Origin of the sequence: Amycolatopsis sp. NPDC004625 (assembly GCF_040609695.1) — a bacterium.
Lineage (GTDB): Bacteria > Actinomycetota > Actinomycetes > Mycobacteriales > Pseudonocardiaceae > Amycolatopsis.
Window position 1 is genome coordinate 16,789 of sequence record NZ_JBEXKX010000082.1, and the last position, 11,301, is coordinate 28,089.

Below are 11,301 nucleotides of genomic sequence, written 5' to 3' on the forward strand. Positions count from 1 at the left end.
ACCTGACCACGGGTGAACACAGGGCGAGGGAGGGCCGCGTGCGGCTGGGCGGTGGGCTGCTGGTGGCACTGGCGGCGGCAGCGGCGGGCGCCGGCTGGTGGCTGCTCGGCGGGCTGGTGCTCGCGGCGATCGCGGCGGGCGTGACGGCGGGGGTGCCGGAACCGGGGGATGCGCTGGTCGGCCGGGTGGTGGTCGCGCTCGCCCGGCTCGCGGAGGTGACCGTCTACGCCATCGCGTTCGGCGCCTACGTCTTCCCCGCGCACCGGGAACTCGCCGCGGCCGCCTTCGTCGTCGTGGTCGCCGGCGCGGGGTTCGCCGGGCTGAAGATCCCGACGATGGTCGTACGGATCACCGGCGCGCTGCTGCTCGTCGCGGGGCTCGTGCTGGTCGCGGTGTGCGTGGCCGTGCCGCCGGTGGGGCTCTCGGACGGGCTGCGGCCCCCGGACTTCGCGGGTGTCCTCGTCGCGGCCGTGCTCACGCTGCCGTTCCTGCGGCCGGCCGGCCGCGAGAACGCGGGCCTGCGCGTGCTGCTGCTCGCCGCGGTCGCCCTCCTGGCCGCCTTCGCCGCCCTCTACCAGCTCGGCGCGGTGCGGCTCGGGCTGTCGCTCACCTCGCTGCGCGACCTGCTCGACGCCGCCGACGCGGCGGCGCTGCAGCCGCTGCTCACGGTGCTCGCCGTGGTCGCGACCGTCGTGCCCGCGCTCGCCGCCGGGACGGAGATCCGCACCCGGGCCGGGGTGCCGGGCCTCGCCGGGCTCGCCGTCGCCGCGGTGGCCGCGTCCTTCCTGCCGCTGCTGCCCGTGCTCGTCTTCGCGGGCCTGGCGACCGTGATCGAGCTGCTACTGGGCGTACGCGCGCGCAGGTACAGTGGTACGCGTGAGTGATCGACGCTGGCGGCCGGGGGAGACCGTGGTCGAACGGTTCCACCGCCCGGACGGCTCGATCGGCCAGGTCCACCCGCTGCGCGTGCTCGAAGACGACGGCCGCGTCCTGCGCGGCTGGATCCCGGCGGGCACCGCGATCGTCGGCAGCCGGCTCGCCGACGGCCGGCTGATGCGGGACGCCCCGCTGGACGAGCGGTTCCGCATCCCGCGGGTGCCGGTCGCGGACTCCTGGCACGGCGCGTCGACGCTGCGCCGGATCCCCGAGGACGAGTGGTCCTCGGTCTGGTGGTTCTTCGACCTCGAAGGCCGGTTCAAGAACTGGTACGTCAACCTGGAGATCCCGCTGGGCCGCACGGCGGGCGCGGTCGACCGGATCGACGGCGTGCTCGACGTCGTCGTCGAGCCCGGCGGCAGCTGGCGCTGGGACGACGAGGACGAGGCCGAGGCGGCGATCGAGGTCGGCCGCCTGACGCTCGAGCAGTTCGACCGGCTGCGCGCGGAGGGCGAGCGGATCGGCGCGCTGGCCGAACGCGGCGCCTACCCGTTCGACGGGACCGACACCGACTTCCGCCCGGACGAGGGCTGGCCGGCGCCGCAGCTGCCGGCCGGGCTCACGCCGGAGCTCAGCCCGCGGTCAGGAGAAGGATCAGCGCCAGCACGGCGTTGACGACCGCGAGGACGACCACCGACTTCGCCGGGACCACCTTCGGGAACGCGCTGCCGTGGATCTTCCGCCACCACACGATGCCGAAGACCCCGCCGACCAGGCCGAGGAAGCCGCCGAAGCCGCTGTCCAGCACGGCCCAGCCGACCATGCCGAGCAGGCCGACGCCGAAGGTCAGCAGCACCGCGGTGACGAACGTCTTGACGTCGGCGCCGGTGCTCTTGGGCCGGCGGACCGGCTCAGTGGAGTGGTAGGTCACGGCGCCATCCTAGGGCGCCCCGGGCGCGGGCGCGGGGACCCGCCGAACAGATGGACATCCGACTAACGCGCTTCCGAGCAAGCGGTATCGTCTAGCCATGACGACCACGACACAGTTCGCCCATGTCCCGCACCCGAGTCCTGCGAGCGCGGACCGTGTCGCGGAGGTACTCACCGCCCCCGGATTCGGGGTGTACTTCACCGATCACATGGTGACCGTCAAGTGGTCGAAGGCCGAGGGCTGGCACGACGCCCAGGTCGGCCCGTACGCCCCCTTCACGCTCGACCCGGCGACCTCGGTGCTGCACTACGGCCAGGCCATCTTCGAGGGTCTCAAGGCCTACCGCCAGCCGGACGGCTCGATCGCGTCCTTCCGCCCGGACGCCAACGCGACCCGGTTCCGGCAGTCGGCCGAGCGGCTCGCCATGCCGCAGCTGCCCGAAGACGTCTTCGTCGAGTCGCTTCGCGAACTCATCGCCGTCGACAGCCGGTGGGTGCCCACCCGCCGGGGTGATTCGCTGTACCTGCGGCCGTTCATGATCTCGACGTCCACCGGGCTCGGCGTCAACAGCCCGGCCGTCGACTACGTGTACACGGTCATCGCGTCCCCGGCGGGCTCGTACTTCGCCGGCGGCGTCAAGCCGGTCAGCGTCTGGCTGTCCACCGAGTACGTCCGGGCCGCCCCCGGCGGCACCGGCGCGGCCAAGTGCGCCGGCAACTACGCGGCGTCCTTCGTGGCGCAGGCGCAGGCCGTCGAAAAGGGCTGCGACCAGGTGGTCTGGCTCGACGCGGTCGAGCGGCGCTGGGTCGAGGAGATGGGCGGGATGAACCTGTTCTTCGTCTTCGGCTCCGGCGAGAACGCCCGGCTGGTGACCCCGGAGCTGACCGGGTCGCTGCTGCCCGGCGTCACCCGCAAGTCGCTGCTGCAGCTGGCTTCGCGGCTCGGGTACAAGATCGAGGAGCGCCGCATCTCCACCGACGAGTGGGAGAAGGGCGTGGCCTCGGGCGAGCTGACCGAGACGTTCGCCTGCGGCACCGCGGCGGTGATCACGCCGGTCGGGCACGTGAAGCACGCGAACGGCGAGTTCACGATCGCCGACGGGCAGCCGGGCACGCTGACGATGAAGCTGCGCGAAGAGCTGACGGGGATCCAGGAGGGCACCCGTCCCGACACCGACCACTGGATGGTCGAGCTCGGCTGAGCGGAAATGCGAAAGCGGCCCCCGGCTCCGGCCGGGGGCCGCTTTCGTCGTTCAGGAGGCCGGGGCGGCGATCAGCGGGCCGGAGACGCCGGCCTGCTCGTGCGTCGCGGTTTCGGCGAGGACGCGGGCGGCCATCATCAGCAGCGGCAACGCCGTCACCGCGCCGGTGCCTTCGCCGAGCCGGACGTCCAGTTCCAGCAGCGGGCCCAGGTCCAGGTGTTCGAGGGCGAGGGCGTGGGCCGGTTCGGCGGTCCGCTGGCCGGCGACCCACCAGCGGCGCGCGCCCGGGGCGAGGTCCTCGGCGACGAGCGCCGCGGCGCACGCGACCAGGCCGTCCAGGATCACCGGCGTCCGGCGGGCCGCGGCCTGGGCCAGGAAGCCCGCCATCGCCGCGATGTCCGCGCCCGCGGTGGTGCGCAGCAGGTCCAGGGGGTTCGCGAGCACCGGCCGGGCGCGGCGCAGGGCGTCGCGGACCGCGGTGGCCTTGCGCATCCAGGCGTTGTCGTCGATGCCCGAACCGCGGCCGACGACGGCGACCGGCTCGCTGCCGGTCAGCGCCGCGACCAGCACGGAGGCCGGGGTGCTGTTGCCGATCCCCAGGTCGCCGGGGATGAGCAGGTCCGCGCCGCCGTCGACCTCGGCGTCGGCGATCGTCATCCCGGCGCGGACCGCGGCCTTGGCTTCGGCGTCGGTCAGCGCGTCTTCGACGTCGATGGAGCCCGAGCCGCGGCGGACCTTGAACTCGCCGATCGAGCGGGTCGCGGGGGCCTCGGTGTCGACGGCCAGGTCGACCACGCGCACGCTCGCGCCCGCAGCGGCGGCCAGCACGTTGATCGCGGCGCCGCCGGTGAGCATGGTGCCGAGCAGCTGCGAGGTGACCTCGGCGGGATAGGCGGAGACGCCCTTCGCGGCGATGCCGTGGTCCCCGGCGAAGACGACAACGCGCGGCCGGGTGAACGGCCGCGGCGGCGACTGCCCCTGGCACGCGGCGATCCAGACGCCCAGCTCTTCCAGCCGTCCGAGCGACCCGGCGGGTTTGACGAGCTTGTCGTGCAGCGCGATGGCGGCGGACCGGGCGTGGTCGTCGGGCGGGGTGATCTCGGGGAACTCGATGTTTTCCGGCTCCACACCAGGCCCTTCCACTCTTCGGGGGTTCCGGGTGGCGGAGCCCCCGGCCCGGGGCGGAGCCCCGGTTCAACGCTGTGGCACGGCAACGCTGCGGCCAACTTACCGGGCACCGGCCAGCGCCGGTTCCGCGGCTCGGCAGGGTGTGCCGGGGGTGCGGTGCGGTTTGCGGCGGGTCGCGAGGATTGCGTGAAGGCGCGCCTTTCGAGCCGGGTTGGACACCACGGGCGTGCGCGGCTCGGCGCCGGCGCGGATTCGCCCCCGAGCACCGGTGCGGCGCCAGCGTGGTGCGAAGGCGCGGGCTTCCGAGCCGGGTGCGCCCGCGCCGAGCGTGGTGCGCCGCCCGTCGCCGCGCCCAGTAGGGTCGCCGCTCGTGGAGACGACGGCGGCCGCGGTGGTGCTGGCCAGCGGCGCGGGCACCCGCGTCGGCGCGAAGCTGAACAAGGTCTACCTGCCGCTGGCCGGCCGGCGGGTCGTGGCCTGGTCGCTCGATGCCTTCCGCCGGGTGCCCGGCATCGGCGTGCTGGTCCTGGTCATCCGGCCGCAGGACCGGGACCTGGCCGAGGAGATGGCCGGCGACGGCGTCGAGATCGTGCACGGGGGCGGCACCCGGCAGGCGTCCGAGCTGAACGCGCTGCGCCACCTCGCCCCCCGGATCAGAGGCGGCCGGGTCGACGTCGTGTTGCTGCACGACGCGGCCCGGCCGCTGGTCCACCCCGAACTGGTCGGTGCGGTGTTGGCCCGGACACGCGAGGACGGGGGGGCTGTGCCGGGCCTGGCCGCGGACGACGTCGTCGAGGTGGATGCCGGGCACCTGGTCGCCCAGGTGCCCGGCGCGATCCGCGTCCAGACGCCTCAGGGCTTCCGGGCCGGACCGCTGCTCGAGGCCTACGAACAGGCCGAGCGCGAAGGTTTCGTGGGTACGGACACTTCGTCCTGCATGGAGCGGTTCTCCTCCCTGCCGATCCGGTGGGTTCCGGGTGCTCCCGAGAACCTCAAGATCACCTATCCCCACGACCTCGTCGTCGCGGAGCGTCTACTGGCCCGTTAGGCGCACGCCGGCGGGCCGCCGCCGTCGTCCCCCTCCCGGTGCGGTCCGGTCGGCCGGATCGTCACGTCCTGCCGCAGTTCCGGCGGGACGCAGCAGTCCGGCTGCGGGCGCAGCGCCTGCAGCGGCGCGCCCGGGGTGCCGGGCTCCGCCAGGGTGAGCACGGCCCGCAGCGTCCAGACCGGCGTGGCGTGGTACTGCCAGGTGACGACCCGCGGGTGGAACACGTCCGTGCCCGGGAAGGTCGGCACCCGGTAGGCGCTGGCGCGGTGCTCGTCGCGGAGGATGATGACGTCCGCGCAGGTCGGCCACCGCTTGACCGCCGCGTACAGCTCCGGCGCTTCGCGGCCGCCGAACAGGTGCAGCACCCAGTTGCGGCGCCGGAGCTCCTCGAGGAGTTCCTCGAGGCCCTGGCCGCTTGAGCCGCTGTGCGATGTGGGCGGGGACACACTTTCGAGGGTAACTTGCGCACTAGTGCGCGTCCAGCACGTGTACTAGTACACCTGGGTGGTTCTGAACAGGGCTTTGTGGGAGACACCCCGGCGTGCTAGAACACTTGTGCGCGTTGTCCCTGTGAGGAGCCGCCTTGCCCACCCTCGACCGTCCTGAGCCGCCGTACCTGCAGATCGCGGGCCGGATCCGTGACGACATCCTGTCCGGCCGGCTGCAGGAGGGCGACGCGGTGCCCTCCGCCCGCGAGATCGCGCGCACCTGGGCGGTGGCGATGGCGACCGCGACCAAGGTCCTGGCCACGCTCCGTTCGCAGGGTCTCGTGCGGCCGGTGCGCGGTGTCGGCACGGTCGTCGACCGCGGCGGCCTGCACCGCACGGCCCGCGACCGCAGCGCCGCCTCCTCGCGCACCGGCCGGATCTACCCGCCGGGCCACTACGCCGTGATCCGGGCGGCCGGGCTCGAACCGGCGTCCGAACGCGCCGCGGCCGCGCTGGGCCTCGAAGCGGGCGCCCCGGCCATCCGCCGGCGGCGCACCACCTACGGCTCCGATTCGCGGCCGCTGTCGACGTCGACCTCGTGGTTCGACGGCGCGCTGTCGGCGAAGGCGCCGGCGCTGCTGGTGGCGGAGCGGATCGTCGAAGGCACCGCGGTCCACGCGGCCGCCCGGCTGGGCACGAAGATCGCGACTACGCAGGAACGGCACGCGGCGGGCCGCGCGGACGAGGCGGAGGCGGCCGAACTGCAGCTGCCCGCCGGGTCGCCGGTGCTGCTCGGCCGGAGCACCTTCCTGGCGGCCGATGGGACGGTCGTCGAGTACGGTGAGTCCGCCGCCTTGCCCGACCACTGGGTTTTCTACGAGTACACGACTGAGGACGGCGAATGAAGCACATCCACGCGGGCAAGGTCCGTGACCTGTACGAACTCGACGGCGGGGACATCCTGCTGGTCGCGTCCGACCGCGTCTCGGTCTACGACGTGTCGCTGCCGACGCCGATCCCGGACAAGGGCAAGCTGCTCAACCAGCTCTCCGCGTGGTGGTTCGACCGGATGGCCGACGTCGTCCCGAACCACGTCGTGTCCACCACCGACGTGCCGGCGGAGTTCGCCGGGCGCGCGACCCGCTGCAAGCCGCTGAAGATGGTCAAGGTCGAGTGCATCGCCCGCGGCTACCTGGCCGGGCTGGGCCTGCGCGAATACCGGCGTGACGGCGAGATCTCCGGCGTCGCATTGCCGCCGGGTCTGGTCGAGGGCGACAAGCTGCCGGAGCCGATCTTCACGCCGACGACCAAGGAGTCCGACACCGGGCACGACGAGTTCATGACCTTCGACGAGGTCCTGAACGACATCGGCGAGGACACCGCGAAGCGGCTTCGCGAGCTGACGCTGGAGATCTACACGAAGGGCGCCGAACACGCGGCGAAGCAGGGCGTGATCATCGCCGACACGAAGCTGGAGTTCGGCTTCGACGCCGACGGCACGCTGACCCTCGGCGACGAGGTGCTGACGTCGGACTCGTCGCGGTTCTGGCCCGCCGACGAGTGGCAGCCGGGCCGCCCGCAGCACGCGTTCGACAAGCAGTTCGTGCGCGACTGGTCGCTGACCACCGGCTGGGACAAGACCGCGCCCGGCCCGGAGATCCCCGCGGACATCGTCGAGCAGACGCGGCAGCGCTACACCGAGGTCTACGAGCGGATCACCGGGAAGACCTGGGTCCGTGGGTGAGTACGACCCGTACAAGCTGATCGACGAGGTCGAGACCCTGCTGGTTTCGCACGGCTTCGCGCCGTCGCGGATCCCCGGGCGCGGCGGCGACCGGCTGGCCGGGGCCAGCCGCCTCCTGCGCGGGTTCGGCCTGGAACCCCGGATGGCCCCCGAAGCCGCGTTCGACCTCGGGGTGCCGTTCCAGGGCCGGATCAACCAGGACTAGGGGCTCTTCGTCAGGCTCGCGTCACGCTCGACGACGTCCCCGAGGACGTCGTCGATGGCGGTCAGCAGGTCGGCGTCGAGCTTCCGGCCGGCGGCCTTGACGTTCTCGTGCACCTGCTCCGGCCGCGAGGCCCCGATGATCGCCGAGGCGACGTTCGGGTTCTGCAGCACCCACGCGACGGCCAGCTGGGCGAGGGAGAGGTCGGCCTGCTCGGCCAGCGGCTCGAGCTCGGCCACGCGCTTGAGGACGTTCTCGTCGAGGAAGCGGGCGACCATGTTGGCCCCGCCCTTCTCGTCGGTGGCCCGCGAGCCGGCGGGGTAGTCCTGGCCCGGCTTGTACTTGCCGGTCAGGACGCCCTGCGCGATCGGCGACCAGACGATCTGGCTCAGGCCTTCGCGCTCGGAAGCGGGGATGACCTGGTCCTCGATGACGCGCCAGAGCATGTTGTACTGCGGCTGGTTGGAGACGAACGGGATCTTCAGCTCACGGGCGAGGGCGGCGCCGCGGGAGATCTGCTCGGCCGTCCACTCGGAGACGCCGACGTAGAGCACCTTGCCCTGGCGCACGAGGTCGGCGAAGGCGAGCATGGTCTCTTCGAGCGGGGTGTGCCGGTCGAACCGGTGCGCCTGGTAGAGGTCGACGTAGTCGGTGCCGAGCCGTTCCAGGGAGGCGTTGGCCGACTCCATGATGTGCTTGCGGGAGAGGCCCTTGTCGTTGGGGCCCTTGGGGCCGGTGGGCCAGTAGACCTTGGTGAAGATTTCGAGGCTTTCCCGCCGCTGCCCCTTCAGGCCGCGCCCGAGGACCGATTCGGCGGCGGTGTTGGCGTAGACATCGGCGGTGTCGAAGGTGGTGATGCCGGCGTCGAGGGCGGCCTTGATGCAGGCGTGCGCCTGGTCTTCTTCGACCTGGGAACCGTGGGTGAGCCAGTTCCCGTACGAGATCTCACTGACGTTGAGGCCACTGCGGCCGAGACGACGAAACTCCATGGCCGCGAGCTTAGGCGGTAATCGTTTGCTTTGCTAACGACCAGGCGTGACTCCGGCCACGGTCGCCGGGGCCGGACAGCAAGAAGCCGGGTCGAGCATCGCTCCACCCGGCTTCTCGGAACCGGCTCAGTTCGGGATCGGGTCCCCCGGCCGCAGCCGCGGCTTCGGGACCCGCAGCTTCCGGATCTGGGACGCCCGCACGAACGCGTACCAGCCGATCGACCGGCCGTTCACCGCTTCCTTCGGGAACTTCTCCCGCACCAGCTTCGCGATCTTCCGGCCGTTCACGAAGCCCTCGATCGCCATCACCAGCAGCATCGCCGTGCACAGCAGCGTGATGTACGACTGCACCTGCGGCAGCGGCACCAGCAGCGCCAGGAACACCACGATCGCCAGCGGCATGAACAGGCCGAGCAGGTTGCGGCGGCTGTCGACCAGGTCGCGGACGTACGCCTTGACCGGGCCGCGGTCGCGCGGGAGCAGGGCCTTGTCGTCGCCGCGCATCATCGCTTCACGGCGCGCCTTGGCCGCCGCGCGGCGGTCCTCCTTGGTCTGGGGGTTCGCCTTGCGCAGCTCCTTGTTGCGCTTCATCGCCTCACGCATGGTCGTGGGCGGGGGCGCGACCGGGCCGCGCTTCTTCGCCTCCGCGTCACGGCGCTTCGGCGTGGCTTTGCCCTTACCGGGCGTGAACGCCTTGCCGCCGACGTCGACGGCATCCGTCGTCTCCGGCTCTTCGGCGGCGGTGTCTGTGGTGCTTCGGCGCAGGAACCTCACCTCACCAGGGTATTGCAGGCGTCACGCCGCCGTTCACCAGGTCGATCCATGTGCGACCATGGTGGGGGAACAGATCGGACGTCCCCGGTGTTGAGCACGTCAGCACGAGGAGTATCCGCAGCGAGTTCGACTTTGATGAGGGAGTGCCATGACGACCGCTGAGCACGCCGGCGCGACGCAGGCCGAGACCGCCGAGGAGACCCACGGCGTCACGTTGACCGACGCCGCGGCTTCCAAGGCGAAGGCCCTGCTCGAGCAGGAGGGCCGCGACGACATGCACCTGCGCATCGCCGTCCAGCCCGGTGGCTGCGCGGGCCTGCGCTACCAGCTGTTCTTCGACGAGCGCACGCTCGACGGCGACCTGTTCCGCGACTTCGACGGCCTCAAGGTCGCCGTGGACCGGATGAGCGCGCCGTACGTGTCGGAAGCCGTCATCGACTTCGTGGACTCGATCGAGAAGCAGGGCTTCACGATCGACAACCCGAACGCCACCGGCTCCTGCGCCTGCGGCGACTCGTTCCACTGAGTCACAGCAACCGAAGAAGGCCCCGCTTCCCGAGGAGGGAGGCGGGGCCTTCTTCGTCGCTGCGGACCTACACGTACGCGTCGAGCTCGGCCACCTGGGCGTGGCACGCCTCGTCGACCTCCCACGGCTTGGCCGTGACGCGGGGCAGCGGCAGGCTCTCGGCCTGCAACGTCGCCGGGATGAGCGCGCAGTCGGCGATCAGCTCGGACAGGGTCTCGGGTTCGGTGACGGCGTTCACGATTCGTAACGCTATTGATCCGCTCTCGACTGGAGAAGGAGTACCAGCCGGTAGTGTCGGCTGGGCACGCGCGAACTACCCGGATGGGTCATGACCCGGGGGTAACTTCGCGCCTTTTGCCGTGAGGCCGAGCACAAAGGAGCAGCCGGTGGCAGAAAAGGCCAGGATCGCGGTGTCCGGCAGTATCGCGACCGACCACCTCATGCACTTCCCGGGCAGGTTCGCCGAGCAGCTGGTCGCCGAGCAGCTGCACCGCGTCTCGCTGAGCTTCCTCGCCGACGACCTCGTCGTCCGGCGCGGCGGCATCGGCGCGAACATCGCCTTCGGTCTCGGGGTGCTCGGCGTCCAGCCGGTCCTCGTGGGTGCCGTCGGCGCCGACTTCGCCGACTACCGCTCCTGGCTGGAGCGCCACGGCGTGGACACCTCGGGCGTGCACGTGTCCGAGGTCGCGCACACCGCGCGGTTCGTCTGCACCACCGACGAGGACCTCTGCCAGATCGCGACGTTCTACGCCGGCGCGATGGCCGAGTCCCGCAACATCGAACTGCAGCCCATCGCCGAGCGCGCGGGCGGGCTGGGCCTGGTGCTGATCAGCCCGGACGACCCCGAAGGCATGATCCGCCACGCCGCCGAGTGCCGGCAGCGCGGGTACGAGTTCGCCGTCGACCCGTCCCAGCAGCTGGCGCGGATGAGCGGCGAGCAGGCGCGCGCGTTCGTCGCCGGCGCGAAGTACCTGTTCAGCAACGACTACGAGTGGGAGCTGCTGCTCCAGAAGACCGGCTGGACCGAGGCCGACGTCCTCGACCAGGTCGGCCTGCGCATCACGACGCTGGGCGAGAAGGGTGTCGAGATCGTCGGCAAGGACGGCGTCGCGCTGCAGATCGGCGCGGTCCCCGAGCGTGCGAAGGCGGACCCGACGGGCGTCGGCGACGGCTTCCGCGCGGGCTTCCTGGCCGGCCTCGACGGCGGCCTCGGCGTCGAGCGCGCCGCCCAGCTCGGCTCGCTGATCGCGGTCCTGGTGCTGGAAACGGTGGGCACGCAGGAGTGGACGTTCGACCGCACCGAGGCGCTGGCCCGCATCGGCGAGGCGTTCGGCCCGGACGCGGCCGAGGAGATCGCCCCGTTCCGCATCGACGGCGTCACCGGGCCGGACGAGTACTCCGCGGTGGCGGACAACAACGTCTACACGAACCTGATGGCGCGGCGGAACCTGCAG

At 72.0% G+C, this 11,301-nt stretch carries 15 protein-coding genes; 9 read left to right on the forward strand and 6 right to left on the reverse strand.

The features are described from left to right. Positions 1–38: 38 nt before the first annotated feature. Both ABZW17_RS44300 and ABZW17_RS44305 read left to right on the forward strand, forming a co-directional pair. Entirely contained in the window at positions 39–884 is an 846-nt protein-coding gene (locus tag ABZW17_RS44300; RefSeq protein WP_354828250.1) for a hypothetical protein, read from the forward strand. Continuing rightward, on the forward strand, positions 877–1,551 hold the full coding sequence (locus ABZW17_RS44305; protein ID WP_354828253.1) for a DUF402 domain-containing protein: 675 nt from the start codon (positions 877–879) through the stop codon (positions 1,549–1,551). The genes ABZW17_RS44300 and ABZW17_RS44305 overlap by 8 nt, the downstream gene beginning before the upstream one ends. On the opposite strand, the gene ABZW17_RS44310 is transcribed toward ABZW17_RS44305, so the two are convergent. After that, on the reverse strand, positions 1,508–1,807 hold the full coding sequence (locus tag ABZW17_RS44310; RefSeq protein WP_354828255.1) for a hypothetical protein: 300 nt from the start codon (positions 1,805–1,807) through the stop codon (positions 1,508–1,510). The two genes, ABZW17_RS44305 and ABZW17_RS44310, sit on opposite strands and share 44 nt — an antisense overlap. 97 nt (positions 1,808–1,904) lie before the next feature. Between ABZW17_RS44310 and ABZW17_RS44315 the strand changes: the two genes are divergently transcribed. Next, entirely contained in the window at positions 1,905–3,008 is a 1,104-nt protein-coding gene (locus tag ABZW17_RS44315) for a branched-chain amino acid aminotransferase (RefSeq protein WP_354828258.1), read from the forward strand. A gap of 51 nt (positions 3,009–3,059) precedes the next feature. On the opposite strand, the gene cobT is transcribed toward ABZW17_RS44315, so the two are convergent. Next, positions 3,060–4,136 carry a nicotinate-nucleotide--dimethylbenzimidazole phosphoribosyltransferase gene (gene cobT / locus ABZW17_RS44320; protein ID WP_354828261.1) on the reverse strand — a complete coding sequence of 359 codons (1,077 nt, stop codon included), beginning with the start codon at positions 4,134–4,136 and terminating at the stop codon, positions 3,060–3,062. Between the two features lie 370 nt (positions 4,137–4,506). Here cobT and ABZW17_RS44325 point away from each other — a divergent pair, with 370 nt between their 5' ends. After that, positions 4,507–5,184 (forward strand): IspD/TarI family cytidylyltransferase, encoded by a 678-nt coding sequence (locus tag ABZW17_RS44325; RefSeq protein WP_354828264.1) that lies wholly within the window; start codon positions 4,507–4,509, stop codon positions 5,182–5,184. Here the strand turns inward: ABZW17_RS44325 and ABZW17_RS44330 are convergent. Then, entirely contained in the window at positions 5,181–5,630 is a 450-nt protein-coding gene (locus ABZW17_RS44330; RefSeq protein WP_354828267.1) for a hypothetical protein, read from the reverse strand. The two genes, ABZW17_RS44325 and ABZW17_RS44330, sit on opposite strands and share 4 nt — an antisense overlap. A 137-nt stretch (positions 5,631–5,767) precedes the next feature. Here ABZW17_RS44330 and ABZW17_RS44335 point away from each other — a divergent pair, with 137 nt between their 5' ends. The 3 genes from ABZW17_RS44335 to ABZW17_RS44345 are packed head-to-tail and all read left to right on the forward strand — an operon-like array spanning position 5,768 to position 7,561. After that, on the forward strand, positions 5,768–6,517 hold the full coding sequence (locus ABZW17_RS44335; protein ID WP_354828269.1) for a GntR family transcriptional regulator: 750 nt from the start codon (positions 5,768–5,770) through the stop codon (positions 6,515–6,517). Continuing rightward, positions 6,514–7,356 carry a phosphoribosylaminoimidazolesuccinocarboxamide synthase gene (locus ABZW17_RS44340; protein WP_354828272.1) on the forward strand — a complete coding sequence of 281 codons (843 nt, stop codon included), beginning with the start codon at positions 6,514–6,516 and terminating at the stop codon, positions 7,354–7,356. The genes ABZW17_RS44335 and ABZW17_RS44340 overlap by 4 nt, the downstream gene beginning before the upstream one ends. Then, positions 7,349–7,561 (forward strand): hypothetical protein, encoded by a 213-nt coding sequence (locus tag ABZW17_RS44345; RefSeq protein WP_354828275.1) that lies wholly within the window; start codon positions 7,349–7,351, stop codon positions 7,559–7,561. Before ABZW17_RS44340 ends, ABZW17_RS44345 begins: the two co-directional genes overlap by 8 nt. Here the strand turns inward: ABZW17_RS44345 and ABZW17_RS44350 are convergent. Next, complete coding sequence (locus tag ABZW17_RS44350) at positions 7,558–8,547, reverse strand: aldo/keto reductase family protein (protein ID WP_354828277.1); 990 nt, start codon at positions 8,545–8,547, stop codon at positions 7,558–7,560. The two genes, ABZW17_RS44345 and ABZW17_RS44350, sit on opposite strands and share 4 nt — an antisense overlap. Positions 8,548–8,673: 126 nt before the next feature. After that, complete coding sequence (locus ABZW17_RS44355) at positions 8,674–9,321, reverse strand: DUF3043 domain-containing protein (protein ID WP_354828279.1); 648 nt, start codon at positions 9,319–9,321, stop codon at positions 8,674–8,676. Positions 9,322–9,469: 148 nt separating this feature from the next. On the opposite strand from ABZW17_RS44355, the gene ABZW17_RS44360 reads away from it, so the two are divergent. Continuing rightward, positions 9,470–9,847, forward strand: a complete 378-nt coding sequence (locus ABZW17_RS44360; RefSeq protein ID WP_086845389.1) for an iron-sulfur cluster assembly accessory protein — start codon at positions 9,470–9,472, stop codon at positions 9,845–9,847. 67 nt (positions 9,848–9,914) lie between these two features. On the opposite strand, the gene ABZW17_RS44365 is transcribed toward ABZW17_RS44360, so the two are convergent. After that, complete coding sequence (locus tag ABZW17_RS44365) at positions 9,915–10,085, reverse strand: hypothetical protein (protein WP_285989449.1); 171 nt, start codon at positions 10,083–10,085, stop codon at positions 9,915–9,917. 148 nt (positions 10,086–10,233) lie between these two features. On the opposite strand from ABZW17_RS44365, the gene ABZW17_RS44370 reads away from it, so the two are divergent. Continuing rightward, positions 10,234–11,301 (forward strand): PfkB family carbohydrate kinase (locus ABZW17_RS44370; RefSeq protein WP_354828281.1); only part of this gene is annotated, 1,068 nt, incomplete at its 3' end.